18 protein-coding genes are annotated in these 20,211 nt (G+C 70.9%); 12 read left to right on the forward strand and 6 right to left on the reverse strand.

What is annotated here, in order from left to right:
* Positions 1-88 precede the first annotated feature (88 nt).
* The 3 genes from AC3WLN_RS02650 (at position 89) to AC3WLN_RS02660 (ending at position 2,659) form a co-directional block, all read left to right on the forward strand.
* Entirely contained in the window at positions 89-811 is a 723-nt protein-coding gene (locus AC3WLN_RS02650; RefSeq protein WP_492479391.1) for an ABC transporter ATP-binding protein, read from the forward strand.
* Positions 812-879: 68 nt separating this feature from the next.
* Positions 880-1,962, forward strand: a complete 1,083-nt coding sequence (locus AC3WLN_RS02655) for an MlaD family protein (RefSeq protein ID WP_492479356.1) — start codon at positions 880-882, stop codon at positions 1,960-1,962.
* Between the two features lie 103 nt (positions 1,963-2,065).
* Positions 2,066-2,659 carry an ABC-type transport auxiliary lipoprotein family protein gene (locus AC3WLN_RS02660; RefSeq protein WP_492479357.1) on the forward strand — a complete coding sequence of 198 codons (594 nt, stop codon included), beginning with the start codon at positions 2,066-2,068 and terminating at the stop codon, positions 2,657-2,659.
* An 18-nt stretch (positions 2,660-2,677) separates the two neighbouring features.
* On the opposite strand, the gene AC3WLN_RS02665 is transcribed toward AC3WLN_RS02660, so the two are convergent.
* The 3 genes from AC3WLN_RS02665 to thiE form a co-directional block, all read right to left on the reverse strand.
* Positions 2,678-3,307, reverse strand: coding sequence for a helix-turn-helix domain-containing protein (locus AC3WLN_RS02665; RefSeq protein WP_492479358.1), 630 nt, complete (start codon positions 3,305-3,307; stop codon positions 2,678-2,680).
* A gap of 86 nt (positions 3,308-3,393) precedes the next feature.
* A complete protein-coding gene (gene thiD / locus AC3WLN_RS02670; protein ID WP_492479359.1) occupies positions 3,394-4,200 on the reverse strand; it encodes a bifunctional hydroxymethylpyrimidine kinase/phosphomethylpyrimidine kinase in 807 nt (268 codons plus the stop codon).
* A 40-nt stretch (positions 4,201-4,240) separates the two neighbouring features.
* On the reverse strand, positions 4,241-4,951 hold the full coding sequence (thiE, locus tag AC3WLN_RS02675) for a thiamine phosphate synthase (RefSeq protein WP_492479361.1): 711 nt from the start codon (positions 4,949-4,951) through the stop codon (positions 4,241-4,243).
* Between the two features lie 149 nt (positions 4,952-5,100).
* Here thiE and AC3WLN_RS02680 point away from each other — a divergent pair, with 149 nt between their 5' ends.
* From AC3WLN_RS02680 to AC3WLN_RS02705, 6 genes are all read left to right on the forward strand, one after another.
* Positions 5,101-5,664: a sugar O-acetyltransferase gene (locus tag AC3WLN_RS02680; RefSeq protein WP_492479362.1), complete on the forward strand. Its 564-nt coding sequence runs from the start codon at positions 5,101-5,103 to the stop codon at positions 5,662-5,664.
* A 124-nt stretch (positions 5,665-5,788) separates the two neighbouring features.
* A complete protein-coding gene (locus tag AC3WLN_RS02685) occupies positions 5,789-6,778 on the forward strand; it encodes an NUDIX hydrolase (protein WP_492479392.1) in 990 nt (329 codons plus the stop codon).
* Between the two features lie 155 nt (positions 6,779-6,933).
* A complete protein-coding gene (nadA, locus tag AC3WLN_RS02690; RefSeq protein WP_492479364.1) occupies positions 6,934-7,959 on the forward strand; it encodes a quinolinate synthase NadA in 1,026 nt (341 codons plus the stop codon).
* Positions 7,956-9,500, forward strand: a complete 1,545-nt coding sequence (locus tag AC3WLN_RS02695) for an L-aspartate oxidase (RefSeq protein WP_492479365.1) — start codon at positions 7,956-7,958, stop codon at positions 9,498-9,500. The genes nadA and AC3WLN_RS02695 overlap by 4 nt, the downstream gene beginning before the upstream one ends.
* 67 nt (positions 9,501-9,567) lie before the next feature.
* Positions 9,568-10,431 carry a carboxylating nicotinate-nucleotide diphosphorylase gene (gene nadC, locus AC3WLN_RS02700; protein ID WP_492479366.1) on the forward strand — a complete coding sequence of 288 codons (864 nt, stop codon included), beginning with the start codon at positions 9,568-9,570 and terminating at the stop codon, positions 10,429-10,431.
* 191 nt (positions 10,432-10,622) lie between these two features.
* Positions 10,623-11,288, forward strand: a complete 666-nt coding sequence (locus AC3WLN_RS02705) for a L,D-transpeptidase (protein WP_492479368.1) — start codon at positions 10,623-10,625, stop codon at positions 11,286-11,288.
* Between the two features lie 111 nt (positions 11,289-11,399).
* Here the strand turns inward: AC3WLN_RS02705 and AC3WLN_RS02710 are convergent, their stop codons facing one another.
* Positions 11,400-11,747: a DUF6460 domain-containing protein gene (locus tag AC3WLN_RS02710; RefSeq protein WP_492479369.1), complete on the reverse strand. Its 348-nt coding sequence runs from the start codon at positions 11,745-11,747 to the stop codon at positions 11,400-11,402.
* A gap of 231 nt (positions 11,748-11,978) precedes the next feature.
* On the opposite strand from AC3WLN_RS02710, the gene AC3WLN_RS02715 reads away from it, so the two are divergent.
* Genes AC3WLN_RS02715 through pdeM form a run of 3 tightly spaced genes read left to right on the forward strand, consistent with a single transcriptional unit; the run spans position 11,979 to position 16,226 of the window.
* Positions 11,979-12,941, forward strand: a complete 963-nt coding sequence (locus AC3WLN_RS02715) for an alpha/beta hydrolase (protein WP_492479370.1) — start codon at positions 11,979-11,981, stop codon at positions 12,939-12,941.
* Positions 12,938-15,469, forward strand: a complete 2,532-nt coding sequence (locus AC3WLN_RS02720) for a ligase-associated DNA damage response DEXH box helicase (RefSeq protein WP_492479393.1) — start codon at positions 12,938-12,940, stop codon at positions 15,467-15,469. Before AC3WLN_RS02715 ends, AC3WLN_RS02720 begins: the two co-directional genes overlap by 4 nt.
* Before the next feature lie 43 nt (positions 15,470-15,512).
* Positions 15,513-16,226: a ligase-associated DNA damage response endonuclease PdeM gene (gene pdeM / locus AC3WLN_RS02725; protein WP_492479394.1), complete on the forward strand. Its 714-nt coding sequence runs from the start codon at positions 15,513-15,515 to the stop codon at positions 16,224-16,226.
* Positions 16,227-16,242: 16 nt separating this feature from the next.
* On the opposite strand, the gene AC3WLN_RS02730 is transcribed toward pdeM, so the two are convergent.
* The gene (locus AC3WLN_RS02730; RefSeq protein ID WP_492479371.1) at positions 16,243-16,680 is read right to left on the reverse strand and encodes a DUF3429 domain-containing protein; all 438 of its coding nucleotides are present in this window, start codon (positions 16,678-16,680) and stop codon (positions 16,243-16,245) included.
* Positions 16,681-16,843: 163 nt separating this feature from the next.
* The gene (locus AC3WLN_RS02735) at positions 16,844-20,089 is read right to left on the reverse strand and encodes a hypothetical protein (RefSeq protein WP_492479372.1); all 3,246 of its coding nucleotides are present in this window, start codon (positions 20,087-20,089) and stop codon (positions 16,844-16,846) included.
* Positions 20,090-20,211 lie beyond the last annotated feature (122 nt).

Raw genomic sequence — 20,211 nt, forward strand, 5'->3', positions numbered from 1 at the left:
CGATCATCCGGGCCAAAGTCCGGCCGCCGTTCCGGAGCCGATCATCCGCGTGCGCGACCTTGTCGTCGGGTTCGGCAGCAAGATCGTGATGAAGGGGCTCAACCTCGACATCCGCCGCGGCGAGATCCTCGGCTTCGTCGGCCCCTCCGGCCAGGGCAAGTCCGTGCTGACCCGGACGATCCTCGGGCTCGTGCCGAAGCGGGCGGGCACCATCGAGGTGTTCGGCGAGGACGTCGACGGCCTCACGGTGACCCGGCGGCGCCAGATCGAGCAGCGCTGGGGCGTGCTGTTCCAGCAGGGCGCGTTGTTCTCGGCACTGACCGTCAAGCAGAACATCCAGATGCCGATGCGCGAGCATCTCAACCTGTCCGAGCGCCTCCTCGACGAGTTCGCGCGCCTGAAGATCGAGATGGTCGGCCTCAAGCCGGATGCGGCCGACAAGCTGCCCTCCGAACTGTCCGGCGGCATGATCAAGCGCGCGGCCCTCGCCCGCTCGTTGGCCCTCGACCCCGAGATCCTGTTCCTCGACGAACCGACCTCCGGTCTCGACCCGATCGGTGCCGGAGAGTTCGACGAACTCGTCGCCACCCTGAAGCAGACGCTCGGCCTCACCGTCTTCATGGTCACGCACGACCTCGACAGCCTCTACACCGCCTGCGACCGCATCGCGGCACTCGGCGACGGCCAGATCATCGCGCAGGGAACGATCGAAGAGATGCTGGAGAGCGACCATCCCTGGCTGCGCTCCTATTTCCACGGCAAGCGCGGACGCGCCGTCGTCACGCAGGGTACGCATCATGCGCCGGCCTGAGGTCCTCCGCCCATGGCGTGCGGACCCGCACCGCGCGCCCCCCATCCCGCCAAGGTATTGCTGATCCGATGGAGACTCGCGCGAATTACGCCCTGATCGGCGCCTTCACCCTCGCGGTCCTGGTGGCGGCCTTCGGCTTCGTGTTCTGGCTCCAGGGCGGCTCCCGAAGCCAGGTCCGGCAGGCCGTGCGCATCGTGTTCTCGGGGAGCGTCGGTGGCCTCGCCAAGGGTTCGACGGTAGCCTTCAACGGCATCAAGGTCGGCGAGGTCATGGACGTCCGCCTGTTGCCGCAGGACCCGCGCCGCGTCGTCGCCATCGTCGAGGTCGAGCGCACCACGCCCCTGCGGGCCGATACCCGCGCCCGCCTCGATTCCGCGATGCTCACCGGGGTTTCGACGATCTCGCTGTCGGGCGGCAACGCCGACGCACCCGCCCTGACGCCGGGCACGGGCGACCAGATGCCGACGATCTTCGCCGACAGTTCCGACATCCAGGACATGATGGCGGCGGCCAAGCAGATCGCCCAGCGCGCCGACGATGTGCTCCAGCGCCTCGACAAGGTGGTGGCCGGCAACGAGGGCGCCATCACCCGGACCCTGGCCAACGTCGAAGCCTTCTCGAAGACCCTGGCGGAGGCCGGCCCCGCGGTGAGCGGGCTCGTGAAGGCGATCGACGGACAGAAGCTGAATCGCGTGATCGACAATGCCGACAGGTTTTCCGGCGCTCTCGCCGCCGGAAGCCCGGACATCGAGGGCGCCCTCAAGGATGCGCGCTCCCTGGCGGCCAAGCTCAACGCCTCCGCCGACCGCGTCGACGCGGTGCTGAAGGGCGCCGAGGGCTTCCTCGGCTCGGCGTCCGGCTCGGCCGGAACCAGCACCTTCACGGAGGTTCGCGAGGCGGCGATCTCGGTGCGCGACGCGGGCCGGGCCTTCCGGACGCTCTCAGAGAATCTCGACAAGCGCACCTCGAACATCGCCACGAGCTTCAACCGTCTCAGCGGTACCGGCCGACGCGAGGTCGAGGCCCTGTCGACTGACGGCCAGCGGACGCTGAACACGCTGAACCGCACGGTGAAGAGCCTGGAGCGCGATCCCTCGCAGGTCATCTTCGGCGGCAAGCCATCGTTGCCGGAATACAACGGTGGCCGCTGAAGCGTCCGCCGTCCCGGTCGGCGTGTCGCGGCGCACGGCAACGTTCCGGACTTGAGTTAGTTTACCGCCACGCTGTGCGTCAGTGCGGCGACGGGTTTCCGGAATGCGTATGACTCTCCACCAGACGGCCCCTGCGCTCGTCGCGATGCTCCTTGCCGCCGGCCTCGGCGGTTGCGGCGGTGGCGCGGTGCCGCTCACCTTCGATCTGGCCGCGCTGCCGCCCACCGGTCGGCCCGTGGGCGCCGCCCGCTCGTTCACGGTGGCCGAGCCGGTCGGGATTCAGCCCTTCGAGGCGGATCGCATCATCGTGCGTGAGCCGGGCGGAGCCCTGTCCTTCCTCGGCGGCGGTCAGTGGGCCGACCGCCTGCCCCGTCTGATCCAGACGCGCCTGATCCAGAGCCTGGAGAATTCCGGCCGCCTCAAATCGGTGAGCCGCCCCGGCGACAAGATCGTTTCCGACTACCAGCTGATCAGCGAGATCCGGGCCTTCGACATCGCCGCCGGCTCCGGGGAGGCGGTGGTCGACATCTCCGCCAAGATCATCACCGAGGGCACCGGCAAGGTCGTCGCCGCTCGGATCTTCACCGCCCGCGTGCCGGTGCCGAAGGTCGATGCCGGCAGCGCCGCCGTGGGGCTCGACGCCGCGCTGGCGCGGGTGCTCGGCGAGATGGTGGCCTGGGTGAATTCCGGCCGCTGAGGCCCGGGACCTTCACCTTCACTCCATCACCGCGGCCTTCATGATCACCACCATGATGGCCTTGGCCGGCTCCGGCCCGATGCAGCGCACGGTGTGCGGACGGTCGCAGCGGTAGCGCAGGGTCTCGCCAGCGCGCGCCCGCTGGACCGTGCCCGCGACCTCAACCTCGAGCAGCCCCGAGGTCACGGTCAGGGATTCGACCGAGCCGCGCTGATGCGGATCGGAATCGAGCACGCCGCCCGGATCGGCCGTCAGGTCGTACCATTGCAGCCACTCGACGGTCTTGATCCATCCGATGATGGCGAGCCGGACTTTGCTGTCGTCGGAGACCAGGATCGGCGTGTCAGCGCGCGAGGTCTTCTCGATGAAGGGTTCCTCGTCGCTGGTGGCGAGCACGCGCTCGATCGAGACGTCGAGGGCCTGGCTCAGGCGCCAGATCGTGGCCAGGGTCGGATTGGTCTCGTTGCGCTCGATCTGGCTGATGATCGACTTGGCCACCCCGGACTGCTCGGCGAGTTCCGACAGCGACAGGTTATAGGCCTTGCGCAGGCGCTGGATCGTCTTGCCGAGCTGTCCGGAAAGCACCTGCGCTCCGGTGAGTATGTCCCTCTGCCGCCCGCGATCGGGCGTCGTCAACTGGTCGTCCATCTGATCCGGAATCCACGCGTCCGTTCCATTAACCGGACGCTTGTGCGTTACTTCAAACGCAAACGGCGGATCGGCGCAAGGCGCCCTCAGCCCCAGAGGGCGTGGAAATGGTGCACCGGGCCATGCCCGTTCCCGACCGCGCGCCCGTCGGCCCCGGCGATCGCGGCAGTGACGTAGCGCTTGGCCTGCGCCACCGCCTCGACCATCGGCAGACCGCGGGCGAGGCCCGCCGCCACGGCCGAGGACAGAGTGCAGCCGGTGCCATGGGTGTTGCGCGTCCGGACACGCGGGGCTGCGAAACGCCGGAGCGTGCCATCGCCGCTCATCAGGTGATCGACGCTCTCCTCGCCCTCGCCGTGGCCACCCTTCACCAGCACGGCCTTGGCCCCGATGGCGAGGAGGCGCCGACCCTGCGCCACGGCGGCGTTCTCGGTTTCGGCGGTGGGTTCGCCGATCAGGGTGGCTGTCTCGGGCAGGTTGGGCGTGACGAGGTCGGCCAGCGGCAGCAGGTGTCGGCGCAGGGCCTCCACCGCCGCTTCGGAAATGAGGCGATCGCCGGAGGTGGCGACCATCACGGGATCGAGCACGATGGGGATCGTGCCCGCGTGGCGGGCGAGGCCGGCGGCCACCGCCTCGATGGTGGCGACCTGCGACAGCATCCCGATCTTCACCGCCCCGACGGCGAGATCGGAGAAGACGCTGTCGATCTGCGCCGCCACGAAATCGGCCGGCACGTCGTGGATGGCCTGAACGCCGCGGGTGTTCTGCGCGGTGAGGGCGGTGATGACGCTCGCGCCGTAGACCCGCAGGGCCGCGAAGGTCTTCAGGTCGGCCTGGATGCCCGCCCCGCCGCTCGAATCGGATCCCGCGATGCTGACGGCGATGGGGGTCATGGCGTGGCGGTCCTGGCGCTTCCTCGGGCTTGGCCCGAGCTTAGGCCGCCACGCCCCGCGCGGCGAGGGCGGAATCGACCCGGAAGCGCAGGTCGCGGGCGCGCCCCTCCACCGACTCGCCGGCGAAGAGCGACGAGATCACCGCGATCCCGTCCGCGCCGGCCTCGATCACCGCCGCCGCATTGCTGGCATCGATGCCCGCGATCGCCCCGAGGGGGAAAGCGGCACCGCGGGCGAGGCGGCCCCGGAAGACGATGCGGGCGAGACCGTCGAGGCCCACCGGCGGATCGGGATTGTCCTTGCTCGTCGTCGCGAACACTCCGCCGATGCAGGCATAGTCCACCGGCAGGCGATAGAGTTCGTCGGCCTGAGTGCCGGTCTTCAGGGTGAGGCCGATGATCGCCTCGCGGCCGAGCAGGCGACGCGCGTCGGCGGGGTGGAGGTCGCTCTGACCGAGATGCACGCCCTCGACGCCGGCCGCCAGCGCGAGATCGACACGGTCGTTGATCAGGAGCGGCACACCCGTGCCCGCGAGCGCCGCGTGAATCGCCCGGATGCGAGCCAAGGCGGCGCGGGCATCGGCGATGGACTTTTCCCGGTACTGCAGAAGGGTACAGCCGCCCTGAACCGCCTCCGCCGCCATGGCGGCGAGGCGCCCGCCATCGGTGCCGGAGACCCCCGTGTCGAGAAGGCCATAGAGCCGCAGATCGACGGGCCGCCCCCGGCCGATGGCTTCGTCCCGTCCGATCACGCTGCGTTTCCCCCGGTTCGTCGCCGTTCCACTCCAGTGTAGGACCGTGCTCCCGTCACCGGAAGGCCCGGCGCGTTCGGCGGAGCCTTCGATGCGCCGAACGCGTTCCCACCCCCGATCCCCTGAGCCCAGACCGGAGGTGCCCCCACATGGACCGCACGCAGAAGCAGAAGATGCTCGCCGGCGAACTCTACGATCCCGACGATCCGGAGCTCCACGCCGACAGCCATGCCTGCAAGGCCTGGATGCAGCGCTACAATGCGGCCCTGGCCGAGACGCCCGCGACCCGGCGCGAACTGCTGCGCGAGCGTCTGGCCGCCGTCGGCGAGGGCACGGTGATCCGGCCGCCGTTCCACTGCGACTACGGTCTGCATATCAGCCTCGGTGCCCATGTCTTCCTGAACTTCGGCTGCGTGATCCTGGATTGCGCTGCGGTCAGCATCGGTGACCGCACCCAGATCGGGCCCGGCGTCCAGATCCTCACCCCCGACCATCCGCGCGAGCCGGGCCCCCGCGAGGCCGGGCTCGAATTCGCCCGCCCGATCAGGATCGGCCGCAACGTCTGGATCGGCGGCGGGGCGATCCTGCTGCCCGGCGTCACCGTCGGCGACCACGCCATCATCGGGGCCGGCAGCGTCGTCACCCGCGACGTGGCGGACGGCACGACGGTCGTAGGCAACCCGGCGCGTGCGCTCCCCCGCCATCAGGGTTGAGGCATCCGACGACTTCGGACCTGGGACGAATCCGCCGCGACCGTTTTTCCACGTTCATCACGCGCATGCGATGTGCCATGAGCAACGAGCGGATAACGGGCGGGGATCGGGCGGCGTGACCACGGTGGAGGAGACGCAGCGGGATTTGGAGGGCACGCTCTCCAATCCGTCCGCCGTCGGGCTCGTGGCCGTGATCATCGCCGCCACCGACGGCGAGCCGCGCGCGCTCACGGTGCAGGTCGGCGGGCAGGCCAGGGGTCGCTCCGACGGCCTTCCGGCCGGCCCCCTGGTGCCGGAGCACCCGACCCTGGAGCGCGGCCTGCGCGCCTGGGTGGAGCGCCAGACCCACCAACGCCTCGGCTACGTCGAGCAGCTCTACACCTTCGGAGACCGGGATCGGCAGGGCGACGATGCCGGCGGCCTCCATTCCCTGTCGGTGGCCTATCTCGCCCTGGTGCGCGAGGTCCGTCCGGGCGGCCTCGCGGAAGCCTCCTGGCGCAACTGGTACCGCTACCTGCCCTGGGAGGATTGGCGCGCGGGCCGACCCGAATCACTCGGCGAGATCGAGACCAAGCTTCTCGCCTGGGTCGAGCAGGCGACCGATCCGAAGCTGCGGCGCCGGCGCGAGGACCGCCTCGGCCTGACCTTCGGACTCTGCGGCGGCGCCTGGAACGAGGAGCGCGTGCTGGAGCGCTACGAATTGCTGTTCGAGGCCGGGCTGATCCCGGAGGCGCAGGGCCAGTCCGGCGAAGCCCGCGAGGAAGATCTCGCGATCACCGGTCAGCCCATGGCCCTCGATCATCGCCGGGTGCTCGCCACCGCGATCGGACGCCTGCGGGGCAAGATCAAGTACCGTCCGGTGGTGTTCGAGCTGATGCCGCCGACCTTCACGCTGTTCCAGCTTCAGCGCACGGTGGAGGCCCTGTCGGGCACCAACCTGCACAAGCAGAACTTCCGTCGCCTCGTGGCGCAGCAGGGGCTGGTGGAGGAGACCGACGACGTCACCAGCGGCGCCACTGGCCGCCCGGCCCGCCTCGTGCGTTTCCGCCGGGAGGTGCTGCTGGAGCGCCCGGCCCCGGGCTTCCGCCTGCGCCCGGCCCGCCGCCCCGCCTGAACGCCCACGTTCGACGCGAATGACATTCGCGGTGCAGCGTCATTTTCGCATCGCAAAAACCTTATGCTCAAACCCTGCATATCTGGACAAGGCGGTCCGGGCCGCCTACGTTAGTCGGCACAATGCTCAGTTTGAGCATAAGTGAGGACGCGTCAATGGCGGCGACCAGTCTCCCGATCGGCCCGGCTTCCCGAGGCCTTCCCCCGGACTTTCCCCTCCCCGAGATCTACGAGCGCGTGAGCCGTCACGTGCCGGCGATCGAGTGGCCGGCGCTGGCCGAGGACGTGGCCGCGATCCTCGAACTGAAGAAGATGCGCAACGCCGTCATTCTGGCTCATAACTACCAGGCTCCGGAGATCTTCCACACCGTGGCGGACATCGTCGGCGACAGCCTGGCGCTGGCCCGCGAGGCCGTGACGGTCGATGCCGACGTCATCGTGCTTGCCGGCGTCCACTTCATGGCGGAGACCGCAAAGCTCCTGAACCCGGGCAAGACGGTGCTGATCCCCGACAGCCGGGCCGGCTGCTCGCTCGCCGATTCGATCACGGCGGCGGACGTGCGCGGCCTGCGGGAGAAGTATCCCGGCGTTCCGATCGTGACCTACGTCAACACCTCCGCGGCTGTGAAGGCCGAGTCGGACCTGTGCTGCACCTCCGGCAATGCGGTCGAGGTCGTGCGCTCGCTGAACGCGCCGCGGGTGCTGATGATTCCGGACGAGTTCCTGGCGCAGAACGTCCAGGCGATGGTGCCCGAGGTCGAGATTCTGACCTGGGCGGGCCATTGCGAGGTCCACGAGCAGTTCACGCCCGCCGATATCCGCGAAGTCCGCGAAAGCTATCCGGGCGTCACCGTCATCACCCATCCGGAATGCCCGCCGGAGGTCGTCGCGGAGGCCGACTTCTCGGGCTCCACCGCGATGATGATGAACTTCGTCCTGGAGAAGCGGCCCAAGCAGGTGGTGCTCGTGACCGAGTGCTCCATGGGCGACAACATCGCGGCGGCCAATCCGGACATCGAGTTCATCAAGCCCTGCAACCTGTGCCCGCACATGAAGCGCATGAGCCTGAAGAACATCCGCCACGCGCTGGAGACCATGACGGTGGAGGTTACGGTGGAACCCGAACTCGCCGAGCGCGCCCGGATGGCGGTGGAACGCATGCTCGCGGTGCGGACGCGATGAACGCGCACGCTCCCTTCTCCTTCGCGCGTCCGGACTCGGACCGGATCATCGTGGTCGGCGCCGGCATCGCCGGCCTCGCCACGGCCCTGCGCCTCGCGCCGCGCCCCGTCACCGTGGTCACCGCCGCCCCCCTCGGGTTCGGCACCGCCACTGGCTGGGCACAGGGCGGCATCGCCGCTGCCATGGGCCGCGACGACGCGCCGTCGCTGCACGCCGCCGACACGGTGGCGGCGGGCGCCGGCTTGACCGAGGCCGACGTCGCCCTGCGGGTCGCCGAGGCCGGCCCCGGCCTGATCGACTGGCTGGTCGGCCTCGCCGCTCCCTTCGACCGGGACGCCGCCGGAGCCCTCGCTCTCGGGCTCGAGGCGGCCCACTCCCGCCGGCGCATCGTTCGGGCCGGGGGGGATTCCACCGGCCGGATGGTGCTCGAGACGCTGGTCCGAGTGGTGGAGCGGACACCCTCCATCACGATCCTCGTCGCTTCGGCACGCGATCTCATGCGGGATGACCGCGGCGCCGTCGCCGGTGTGGTCTGCGAGCGCGACGGCCACCGCATCGCCCTGCCCGGCCGGGCCGTGGTGCTGGCCACCGGCGGGGTCGGGGCGCTCTACGCCTCAACCACCAACCCGCGCGGCGCGACCGGCGCCGGACTCGCTCTGGCGGTCCGGGCCGGTGCGGTACTGCGCGACATGGAGTTCGTGCAGTTCCACCCCACCGCCATCGCCACCGGCGCCGATCCGATGCCGCTGGCCACGGAGGCGCTGCGCGGTGAAGGGGCGCGGCTCGTCGACGAAACCGGCGCGCCGGTCATGGCCGGCATCGCCGGCGGTGACCTCGCTCCGCGGGACGTGGTGGCACGCGGCATCTTCCAGGCGCTGACGCGCGGCGCGCAGGTGTTCCTCGATTGCCGGGGCGAGCTCGGAGACCGCATGGCGACGCGGTTCCCGACCGTGGCCGGCCTCTGCGCCGGCGCCGGCATCGACCCGCGAACGCAGGCGATCCCGGTCCGGCCGGCGGCGCACTACCACATGGGCGGCGTGATGGTGGACGCGACCGGCGCCAGCACGGTGCCGGGACTCTTCGCCTGCGGCGAGGTCGCCTCGACCGGGCTTCACGGCGCCAACCGCCTCGCCAGCAACTCGCTCCTGGAAGCCATGGCCTTCGCGCCGTGGATCGCCGAGGCCGTTTCCGCCGTCCCGGCGCCGGCTCACGCCCGTGCCGAGGCCGCGTCACCCCGCGGCGAGTCCGATCGCGACGCCCTGCGCGCCGTGATGGAACGGCAGGTCGGCGTCGTTCGCGAGGCGGACGGGCTGACGGAGGCGGTGAGTCGCCTCGCCCCGTCTGCCTGGGCCGGCTGCGATGCCGCCCTGACGGGGCTCGCCATCGCGGCCTCGGCCCTGTCGCGGCGGGAAAGCCGCGGCGCTCATTGGCGCAGCGACCACCCCGCCCAGGACGCACCGGGACACACCGAACTGACGTTGTCCGACCTCCGGGCGATGACCGAGGCCGTCGAGCCCGGGCGGGCCGTCGCCGCCGCCTGACCCCGCGAGCCTGTCCCGCCGCCACAGGCGGGGCAGGCTCCTCGTCCTCCCTTCCGGAATCTGGACCATGTCCGAAGCGTCTGAGCTGCCCCCCCTGCCCCGCCTGATGGTGGAGCCCATCGTCCGCGCGGCGTTGCTCGAGGATCTCGGCCGGGCGGGCGACATCACCACCGACGCGATCGTGCCGGCCAGCGCCCGGCTGGAGGGCGTCATCGCCGCGCGCCAGGATGGGGTGATCTCCGGCGTCGACACCGCCGTGATCGCCTTCGGGCTGATCGATCCGACCGTGGCGGTGACGGTGGAGCTCGGTGACGGCGCCCGGGTAAAGCCCGGCGACGTGGTGATCCGTCTGGCCGGTCCGGCCCGCGCCATCCTCACGGCCGAGCGCGTCGCTCTCAACCTGCTCTGCCGGATGTCGGGCGTCGCCACCGCGACTGCTTCCCTCGTCGAGGCGGCCCGTCCCCACGGCAAGGCCCGCATCGTCTGCACGCGCAAGACCACGCCGGGCCTGCGCGCCCTGGAGAAGCATGCGGTCCGCGCCGGCGGCGGCTCGAACCACCGTTACGGCCTCGACGACGCCGTGCTGATCAAGGACAACCACGTCGCGGTCGCAGGCGGCATCGTGCCGGCGATCGAGCGCGCCCGCGCCTATGCCGGCCACCTCGTGAAGATCGAGGTCGAGGTCGACACCCTCGCGCAGCTCGAACAGGCGCTCTCGGTGAATGCCGATGCCGTGCTTCTCGACAACATGTCGCCACAGCGGCTCGCCGAGGCCGTGGCGATGATCGACGGTCGCGCCATCGCCGAGGCCTCGGGCCGGATCAACCGCGACACCGTCGGGGCGGTGGCGGCCTCCGGTGTCGACCTGATCTCCTGCGGCTGGATTACCCACAGCGCGCCGATCATCGATCTCGGCCTCGATGCGGTCTGAGCAGCTTCGCCACGGCCAAGGTGCCACGGTGTTGCCACGAAATCACGACGCTGCGGCAAGCGTCGCTGCGGTGCGAATTCGGCTTGGCTTTGAAGCGTGAGCGTTTACGTCTTGGGCACACTTCGCACCGTACCGTGCGTCAAGTTTTCCAAGCCGTTTCCACAGACTACGTTCGCCTTTGAGAGGCTCCGATGCGCCGTTTCGCCCCCGCCCTGACCGGGCTCGTCTGCGCGCTGGGCGCGTGGGCCTCGCCCGCCGCCGCCTACGAGATCGACCCGCTCACCCGCCAGCCGCTCGACAACGCCCTGGTCATCCGGGTGCGGCCGCAGGCCGAGCCCGTGGCGCTCCCCACCGCCAACGCCTCCCTGCCCGCCGCCGACCCGATGGCCCCGTCCTCGGCGGTGCCGCAGATGTCGGCGATCCAGCGCGAGGAAGTCGCCTATGCGGGCAGCTACGCCCCGGGCACCATCGTGGTCTCCACCGCCGAGCGGCGCTTGTACTACGTGCTCGGCGACGGCAAGGCCCTGCGCTACGGCGTCGGCGTCGGTCGTCCGGGCTTCACCTGGGGTGGCGTGCAGACCATCACCATGAAGCGCGAGTGGCCCGATTGGCGTCCCCCGGCCGAGATGCTGCGCCGCCGCCCCGACCTGCCGCGCTTCATGAAGGGCGGCATCGAGAACCCGCTCGGCGCCCGCGCCATGTATCTCGGCAACTCGATCTACCGCATCCACGGCTCGAACGAGCCGGAGACGATCGGCACCGCCGTGTCCTCGGGCTGCATCCGCATGACCAACGACGACGTGGCCGACCTTTACACCCGCGCCAAGGTCGGCGCGAAGGTCATCGTCCAGCGCTGAACTTCGCGCCTCGAGGGCAGACGTTCTTGGCAAGGGTTCTTCGCAAGCGTTCTTGGCAAGGGGCCGGTGGCAACACCGGCCCCTTCTTCGTTGGAGCGGGTCCGAACCCCGCTACTTCGACACCGCGAAGAAGCGCGAGAGAAGCCAGAGCGGCACCACCACCACCGCGCCAGCCAGGATCCAGCGGCCGAAATCGTGGAAGGTGGCAAGGCCGAGGTCGATCAGGGTCCGCACCGCGTCGTAGGCGTGCCAGAACAGCAGGCCGGGGGTGACGCCGAGGGTCGCCATCACGGCGCCGACCAGCACCGACAGGAACAGGAGCTTCATGAACACGGCGGCCGGCGAGCCGCCGAGGAAGCGGCGCAGGGCCGAGCGTCGGCCCTGGTCCGGGAACGGCGCGCCAGCATAGGGCTGCCCCCCGTAGGACGGCGGGCGGCGCGGGTCGTGGTCGAGCGTCATGGGAAGGTCCTGGAGCCGTACGATGTCGCCTCTCAACCCCGTGAACCCGGCGGAACCGTGACGCAAGCGACACAGTTCGCACGAAACCCGACCCATCCGAGTGCGTTAGGCGTGTTCGCACCAGGGACGGATGGCACGCACCCGTGCACGGTCCCATCTTGGTGATGCGATCACGCTCCCCGGTTTGACCCGCGCCCCGCAGACTGACCCCTTGATGAAACGAACCGTTCCATGATCGACCACGCCCTGTTCGATCCGGCGATGATCGATCCCGAGACCAAGCGCCTGAACGCGGAGATCGTGGCTGCCCATGCCGCGCAGGTCGATCCGTGGTCGATCCCGATCACGGAGGTGCGCGCGCGCCGCCGCCAGGGCACGCAGGCCTCGCCGGCGATGCCGCGCAGCGCCCGTGCCGAGACCCTGACGATCGACGGACCCGGCGGTCCTCTGCAGCTGCGCGTCATCCGTCCGGATGCACGCAAGTGGACGAAGCTGCGGGGCGCCTACCTGCACATCCATCGGGGTGGCTGGGTCTGGGGTTCGGCCGACGAACAGGACCCTTGGCTGGAGCGGATCGCCGACATCTGCGGCTTCGTCTGCCTGTCGGTCGAGTACCGCCTCGCGCCCGAGCACCCGTACCCGGCCGCCCTTGAGGATTGCGAGGCCGCCGCCCTCTGGCTCGCCGGCCCGGGCCGTGCCGAGTTCGGGATCTCCGCCCTGACCATCGGCGGGGAATCGGCCGGTGCGCAGCTCGCCGTCATGGTGCTGCTGCGTTTGCGCGACAAGCACGGCTTGCCCCGCGCCTTCCGGGGCGCCAACCTGAATGCGGGCTTCTTCGATCTCGGCCTGACCCCAAGCGTGCGCAACTGGGGCGAGGAACGCCTCGTGGTGAACACGCAGGACCTCACCAACTTCGCCAACGTCTATGTCCGCGAGGGGATCGACCGGCGCCGACCCGACGTCTCGCCGGTCTATGCCGACCTGAAAGGGCTGCCGCCCGCCCTGTTCACCGTGGGCACCCACGATCCGCTCCTCGACGATACGCTCTACATGTCGGCCCGCTGGGCGGCTGCGGGCAATGGCGGCCATACGGCGATCTATCCCGGCGGCTGCCACATCTTCGTGCGCTATCCCGGTGCGATGTCCGAGCGGGCGCTGGAGCTCATCGACCGTTTCCTGATGGCCCTGGCCTGAGCAAGCGCGCCGCCGCATCGCCGCTGCCGGAGCGCTTCGCCGCCTGGTTCTCCGCGCGCGGCTGGGCGCCCCGCCCCCACCAGCTTGAACTCCTCGACATCGTCGGGCACGGCCGCTCGGCCCTACTCGTGGCACCCACGGGGGCCGGCAAGACGCTGGCCGGCTTCCTGCCGAGCCTGACCGCCCTGGCGGCGCGGCCCGCCTCGACGAAGTCGCGGGGCCTGCACACCCTCTACGTCTCGCCCCTGAAGGCGCTCGCGGTCGACATCGCCCGCAACCTCGACGCCCCCATCGCAGAGATGGGGCTGAATGTGCGCGTCGAGACCCGCACCGGCGACACGCCCTCGCACAAGCGCACCCGCCAGATCGCGCGCCCGCCCGATATCCTGCTGACCACGCCCGAGCAGCTCGCCCTCCTCATTGCACACCGGGAGGCGGCGGACCTCTTCGCCAACCTCTCCTGCGTGGTGCTCGACGAGTTGCACGCGCTGGTGACGTCCAAACGCGGCGACCTCCTGTCCCTGGCGCTCGCCCGCCTGCACCGCCTGGGCCCGGGCCTCACCGCGATCGGCCTCTCCGCCACCGTGCGCGAACCGGACGAGTTGCGCCGCTATCTCGTGCCGCAGCAGCCCGTTCCGGCTTCCTCCGCGGCGAAACCGGCGGTCGCCATGGCCGAGCTCGTCGTGGTCAAGGGCGGTGCCGCCCCCGACCTGCGCATGCTGGATACCGGCCTCACCCTCCCGCTCGCCGGTCATACGGCCTGGCAGGCGATGCCGGCGATCTACGAGCTCATCGGGCAGCACCGGACCGTGCTGGTGTTCGTCAACACCCGTCTCCAGGCCGAGTACACCTTCCAGGAACTCTGGCGGATCAACGACGCGAACTATCCCATCGCGCTGCATCACGGCTCGCTCGACGCCACGCAGCGCCGCCGGGTCGAGGCCGCGATGGCGGCCGGGCAGTTGCGGGCGATCGTCTGCACCGCCACCCTCGACCTCGGCATCGACTGGGGCGACGTCGACCTCGTCATCAACATCGGGGCCCCGAAGGGGGCGAGCCGGATCATGCAGCGCATCGGGCGCGCTAACCACCGCATGGACGAGCCGTCCAAGGCCTACCTCGTGCCGGCGAACCGCTTCGAGATGCTCGAATGCCAGGCCGCCCTCGACGCCGTCGAGGCCGCCGCCCAGGACACGCCCGACGCCCGCCTCGGCGCTCCCGACGTGCTCGCCCAGCACGTCCTCGGCATGGCCTGCGCCGACGCCTTCGATCCGGTGCAGCTCTACGAGGAGATCGTCTCGGCCGCCCCCTACGCGACCCTGTCCTGGGAGGATTTCGAAGCGGTGGTCGATTACGTCGCCACCGGCGGCTACGCACTCCGTGCCTACGAGCGCTTCGCCAAGATCCTGCGCGGGCCGGACGGCCTGTGGCGGGTGCGCGACGCCCGCATCGCCCAGCAGTACCGGATGAATGTCGGCACCATCGTGGAATCCGCCAAGGTGAAGGTCCGCCTCGCCCGCGGCGTGCGCGGCAAGCCCGGCGCGATCCTGCCCAAGGGCGGCCGGGTGTTGGGGGAGATCGAGGAGGATTTCGCCGACACCCTGACCCCGGGCGACACCTTCCTGTTCGCCGGCGAGGTCCTGCGCTTCGAGGGCCTGTCCGAGGACGAGGCGCTGGCGACCCGGGCCGGGCCGGGCACCGATCCGGCGATCCCCTCCTACGCCGGGGCGAAGTTTCCGCTCTCGACCTTCCTCGCCGCGCGGGTGCGGGCCCTGATCGCCGATCCGTTCGAGTGGGACCGGCTCCCGAAGCAGGTGGCCTCCTATCTCCTGCAGCAGCGCAGCCGCTCGCTCCTGCCCGGCGAGCGGGACCTGCTGGTCGAGACCTTCCCGCGCGCCGGGCGCTACTACATCACCGCCTTCCCCTTCGAGGGGCGGCTGGCGCACCAGACGCTGGGCATGCTGCTCACCCGGCGCCTGGAGCGGGAACGGATGCGGCCATTGGGCTTCGCCGCCAACGATTACGGGATCGCGATCTGGCTCAACCGGGATGTCGGCGAGCGCATCGGCCGGGAGCCGGACTTTCTCGAGATGCTGTTCGCCGAGGACATGCTCGGCGACGATCTCGAGGCTTGGCTCGACGAATCCGCCATGATGAAGCGCACCTTCCGGCAATGCGCCGTCATCGCCGGCCTGATCGAGCGGCGCTATCCAGGCCAGGCGAAGACCGGGCGGCAGGTCACGATCTCGACCGACCTCGTCTACGACGTGCTGCGCAAGCACCAGCCCGACCACCTCCTCCTCAAGGCGGCACGCCAGGATGCGGCAACCGGACTCCTCGACGTGAAGCGCCTCGGTATGATGTTGAGGCGCATCCAGGGGCGAATCATCCACAAGGCGCTCGATCGCGTCTCGCCGCTCTCCGTCTCCGTCATGCTCGAGATCGGGCGCGAACGGGTCTACGGCGAGGGCGCAGACGAGATTCTGGCCGAAGCCGAGGCGCAGTTGCTCGAAGAAGCGCTGGCCTGAGCGCGTGGTGAAACGCCCTTCCCCGAACGCAGAGGATGCGGTTTTGGCGCTCGGCCAGAGACTTGAGAAGACCACCCGGGCCCCCGGCCTGACGCTCGCGGGCGAAGCCGTCGCCCTCGATCTCTGCGGCGGCCTCTGGCTCGCTCAGCACCGCACCCTGATCGTGTCCGATCTTCATCTGGAGAAGGGTTCGGCCTTCGCGGCCCGGTCCGGCCAATTCCTGCCGCCCTACGACACCCGCGAGACCCTGGCTTGCCTGCACGAGGTGATCGCCCGGCTCGATCCGGCCTGCGTCGTGGCGCTGGGGGATTCCTTCCACGACGCCCGCGGGCCCGACCGGATGGAGCCCGGCGACCGTGCCATGGTGGCCGCCCTTCAGGAGGGCCGCGACTGGGTCTGGATCGCCGGCAATCACGACCATGCGGTCAGCGAGGGCGTCGGCGGACGCTACGCCGAGACCCTGAGGGTGGGCGGGCTGACCCTTCGGCACGAGCCGACCCTCGACGCTCCGGAGGGCGAGGTGGCCGGCCACCTGCATCCCTGCGGCAAGGTCGCGATGCGCGGTCGCGCGGTGCGGCGACGCTGCTTCATCACCGACGGCCGCCGCTTGGTCATGCCGGCCTTCGGCGCCTATGCGGGCGGCCTCAATGTCCGCAACGCCGCCTTCGAGCCGCTGTTCCCCGCCGGATTCACCGCGCATCTCCTCGGGGACGGACGCGTCTTCGCCATCGGCAAGGCGATGCTGAGCAAGGATTGAGGCGGCCGGCGCGGGGTCAGGCGGCGAGCAGCAGCGAGGCGCCCGCGACGCCGGACAGGGCGAGGCGCAGGCGGCCGAGCCAGACCGGGACGAGGCCGCGACGCGGCAAATCCTGGTCGACGAGGCCCCAGGCGAGCACCAGGACCCCGAGGATACGCAGGTCCCAGGGCGCCGGGGCCGCCAGAGCCGCCCAGGCGATCAGAGAGGGCAGGATCGCGATGGCATAGTCCGCTCCGCCCGAGTTGCGGGCGGCCGCCGCGCCCCAGCGGATGCCGCCGAGGAACGACGCGATCACGGCGCCGTAGGTCGAGAGGACGAGACGGGGGCTGAGGCCGATGGTGCCGAGGCCGCCATCGGAGCCGCTATAGGCGAGCAGGGCAAAGCCCAGGAACGGAATCAGCCCGGCGATCCCCAGGATCAGGGCGACCGGGGGAACCGTCGTCACGCGTGCCATCGGCTCTCCGCTTGTCCAGGCCGCCCCGCGGTGACGGCCTGCCCTATGGAATGGGCCACCCGGTCAGTATGGTCCGGGCGTCATCCCTTCGACAACGCCGGACCGCCGGGTTCGCCGCATTGCGGAATGGCGGCAGAAGCTCGCATCTCCGTGAGGCGCCCGCTCAGATCCGCCGCGCCGGCGGAACGTTGCCGGAGGGCGGCGGCGCGCCGAGGAGGCTCATGGTGTTCTCGGTCGGCAGCGGCGCCGGGATCTCGTTGGAGGCCGGCTCCGGCACCTTGGGCTTGAAGGCCGCCACCTGCGCCCGGGCGGCGCCCAGAGCCTTGGCGTCGAGCTTGGCCGCCACGTCGTCGCGCTTCTTCGCGGCATCCTCGTCGCCCTGCGCCGCGGCGGCGGAGAACCAGAGGAAGGACTGGGCCAGATCCTGCTGAACGCCCATGCCCCGGGCATACAGCACCGCGAGGTTGTACTGGCTGTCGCGCAGGCCGAACTCGGCCGCGCGCTTGAACCAGAGAGAGGCGGTGGCGAAGTCGGGCTTGCCGCCGGCGGCCGGGTTCTCGGCGTAGATCACGGCGAGGTTGTGCATGGCGCGGGCATTGCCGAGTTCGGCGGCGCGGCCGTACCAGAGCTTGGCCTGGTTCAGGTCGCGGGCGACGCCGACGCCCTTCTCGTACAGGCTGCCGAGCTTGTACTGCGCCGGTGCGAAACCGCTGGCCGCGATCTGCTCGAAGATCTTCACCGCGAGCGCCGGGTCGCGTCCCATCCCGCGACCCTCGGCCGCCCGCATGCCGAGGTCGTAGGCAGCCGCGCCGTCGCCGTCGAGAGCGGCCTGACGCAGCTTGACCAGGGCCGGCGGCACCACGGCGAGGTCGGCGGAGAGGCCCGCCATCGTGGTCACGCGCGGCACAAGGGAGCGGGCGGCGGGTTCGACGGCCTTGGCCGGCGCGCCCTCGGCGAGGCTCTGCGTCGTCTGCGGATCGGCGACGGACGGGCCTGTGGATTTCCCATCCGAAGATTTGGCGTCCGAAGATATGGCCTCCGGCGACTTTGCAGCCGTCTCGGACGCAGGGCCGGCGTCGCGGTTCGCGGGCGCCGACAGGGCGGCCACCGGCTCGGCGGCGGCCTGCTCGCTGGAAGTCCGGCGGGCATTCAGGGCCTGCAGGGCACCGAGGAGCAGGACGACCGCCGCGAGGCCGAGGAGGAGCGGCTTGCGGCGCCGGTCGATGCCGCTGCGGAAGCGTCCGAAGCGGCCTTCGCGCTGCCCGGCATCGGCCGCGTTGCGGATGCCGTCCGCGTCGGTCGCGCCAGTCTGGCCCGCGGCCTCGGCCTGCGCGGCCTGGGCTGCGCGCCGGGCGGCGGCGATGAAGCTCGTCTTGATGTCGCTGTCGGCGGCGGCTGAGTCGCCCGTCTCGATGCGCCCGGCGGACCGCTCGCGGCCCGGTCGACCGGCCCCGGGCTCCAGCGGCAGGTCGGGGCCGGACACATGGGTGCGCTCGGCCCGGACCGGATCCGGCCGGCGCGGCGGACCGGCGCCGGCCGGCTGCTCGGCACTCGGCTCCCTGGCCGTGTCTCGTTGGGAAAGGTCACGCGGCGCACGGGGCGTCAGCGGAAGGGGAGCGTCCGGGTCGGCGGTGCCCATGCGGCCGACCAGCCGCTCCAGGGCGGAATAGACGCCGGTCAGCGTCGACTGCATCCGTTGCTCGGAGGCGACCTGATGCGCGCGCAGGTCCGCCAGGCTCGCCCGCAGGAGCGCGACTTCGCCGGTTTCGGAGGCAGCGCCCATGGTTTCGGCGACCGCGTTGCGGGCCGCGCGTTCCACGGCGGCCTCCATCGGCGCCTCGGCCCGCAGGGCCGAGACCTGATCGAGGAGGTCGGTCATGGTACGCTCGAGGCCGGCCAGTGCCGGGTCGGCGTCGCGGGTGTCGATGCGCTCGGCCAGGGCCAGCACCTGCTGCTCCAGGGCGTCGAGGCCCTCGTCGCGCGGTCCTTCGCTCGTGCCGATCCGGTCGAGCTTCACCGTCAGCTCGTGCAGCATGCCATGGATGGAGGCGAGGTTCTCGTCCGGCTGCGCCGGCCGGCGCAGGGTCGCCCCGATATCCTCCAGGCGCCCGATCAGGTCGCCGACCGGATTGATGCTGACCCGGTCGACCTTCTCGGACAGCGCATCGATCCGGTGCAGGATGATGTCCGAATCCTGGTGGGCGGCCATCGGACCCGCCCCGCGCAGGGCGTCGAGCTTGGCGTCCATCTGCTGGATCTGCTCGCCGATGCCGGTCTCGGCGTTCGACCGCAGGCCGATGCGGATCTCCTCCAGCAGGGGGCGGAGCTCCGCCATGCCGGAGCCCTCGCCGCCCATGCCGGCCTGGAGCTGCGAGATCTGGTTGCTGATGGCCTGAAGCCCGGTGGCGAGGCTCTGAATCCGCTCCGGACCGGCGAGCGCGCCGATCAGGCGACGGACCTCATCGAGCTCCCGGAACAGCCCGGCGACGACGTCCCCCTCGGCGAGGCCGGAGGACGCGCCCTGGAACGTCCCGTTCATCTTGGTGGCGAGGCGCTCGACATCGGCCGCGATGCGGGCATGCACGTTCTCGGCGACGTCTTCGGCCAGGCGCTCCACCTGCGCCCGGATCGCCGCGATGGGAGCGGCGACGGCGGCGAGATCGGCGGGGACCTGCGCATTCTGGACGCCGGCCGCAAGGGTCTGCATCGCCTTTTCGAGCGCGCCGACCTCGCGGCCGCTGGCGAGACTGCCGATCGATTCGCGCAGGCGGGTCGCCTCGCTCTGGAGTTCGGCGATGGCCGGGGCGTCGACGAGCGTCGTCGGCGCGGCGGCGGGCGCGGGGGCCGGGGGAGCGCCGGCCAGCTCCCGCTGGCGCTGGCGAATTTCGGTGACAGCGTCACGGACCTCGGTGACGGCCGGCCGGCCGCGACGGCCGAGGGGGCGCGGCGAAGCGAGCTGCTCGCCGATCTCGGTCATCCGGCGCTCGATCTCGGCGAGGCGCTGGGCCATCTCGGAGGCCGGCTCGGCCTTCGCGGCGATGGAGGCCGCCGGCACGGGTGCCTCGGCACCGATGCGCTGGTCGATTCCGTCGAGGCGGCGCATCATCTCGGTGAGCGCGGCGTTCTTGCCGGTCGCGGCGGCGGGCGGGCCGCCGGGGGAAGTCGTGGCCCTGATCTCGACCGGCGCCGGCGCTGCGCCGAGCTGGGGCGTCTCGCTCTTCGCGGTTTCGGGCGCTTGCGGACGCGGATTCTCGGGGGCGGCCGCGGTCCTGTCTCCGCGGGCAGCGGGGTCCACGATGGAGGCGATCCAGGTCTCGACCGGAATGCCGGCCCGGCGCGCCACGTCCCGCGCCGCCTCAAGAACGTCGGGGTCGAAGCCTTCGAGGTCGAGGGGCGCGTTGCGTGTCATCGTCAAACCTGACTCGGCGAAGTCCATGGCTCGATCCGCGAGCGCCCCCCACCACCGAAACACGAGGGAGGGGTTAATGGCAGATCCGTCCTCCCCGACATTTGGTAGTCTTGGTAAACAGG

It is taken from the genome of Methylobacterium sp. FW306-05-D, assembly GCF_058782155.1.

Bases quoted from the DNA above. Each gene is read 5' to 3' on its own strand.
- AC3WLN_RS02660 (WP_492479357.1), top strand. From the start codon at position 2,066: ATGCGTATGACTCTCCACCAGACGGCCCCTGCGCTCGTCGCGATGCTC.
- AC3WLN_RS02730 (WP_492479371.1), bottom strand. From the start codon at position 16,680: ATGGCACGCGTGACGACGGTTCCCCCGGTCGCCCTGATCCTGGGGATC.
- AC3WLN_RS02655 (WP_492479356.1), top strand. From the start codon at position 880: ATGGAGACTCGCGCGAATTACGCCCTGATCGGCGCCTTCACCCTCGCG.
- AC3WLN_RS02665 (WP_492479358.1), bottom strand. From the start codon at position 3,307: ATGGACGACCAGTTGACGACGCCCGATCGCGGGCGGCAGAGGGACATA.
- thiD (WP_492479359.1), bottom strand. From the start codon at position 4,200: ATGACCCCCATCGCCGTCAGCATCGCGGGATCCGATTCGAGCGGCGGG.
- AC3WLN_RS02735 (WP_492479372.1), bottom strand. From the start codon at position 20,089: ATGACACGCAACGCGCCCCTCGACCTCGAAGGCTTCGACCCCGACGTT.
- AC3WLN_RS02710 (WP_492479369.1), bottom strand. From the start codon at position 11,747: ATGACGCTCGACCACGACCCGCGCCGCCCGCCGTCCTACGGGGGGCAG.
- AC3WLN_RS02705 (WP_492479368.1), top strand. From the start codon at position 10,623: ATGCGCCGTTTCGCCCCCGCCCTGACCGGGCTCGTCTGCGCGCTGGGC.
- AC3WLN_RS02650 (WP_492479391.1), top strand. From the start codon at position 89: ATGAAGGGGCTCAACCTCGACATCCGCCGCGGCGAGATCCTCGGCTTC.
- AC3WLN_RS02715 (WP_492479370.1), top strand. From the start codon at position 11,979: ATGATCGACCACGCCCTGTTCGATCCGGCGATGATCGATCCCGAGACC.
- AC3WLN_RS02680 (WP_492479362.1), top strand. From the start codon at position 5,101: ATGGACCGCACGCAGAAGCAGAAGATGCTCGCCGGCGAACTCTACGAT.
- AC3WLN_RS02695 (WP_492479365.1), top strand. From the start codon at position 7,956: ATGAACGCGCACGCTCCCTTCTCCTTCGCGCGTCCGGACTCGGACCGG.
- nadA (WP_492479364.1), top strand. From the start codon at position 6,934: ATGGCGGCGACCAGTCTCCCGATCGGCCCGGCTTCCCGAGGCCTTCCC.
- nadC (WP_492479366.1), top strand. From the start codon at position 9,568: ATGTCCGAAGCGTCTGAGCTGCCCCCCCTGCCCCGCCTGATGGTGGAG.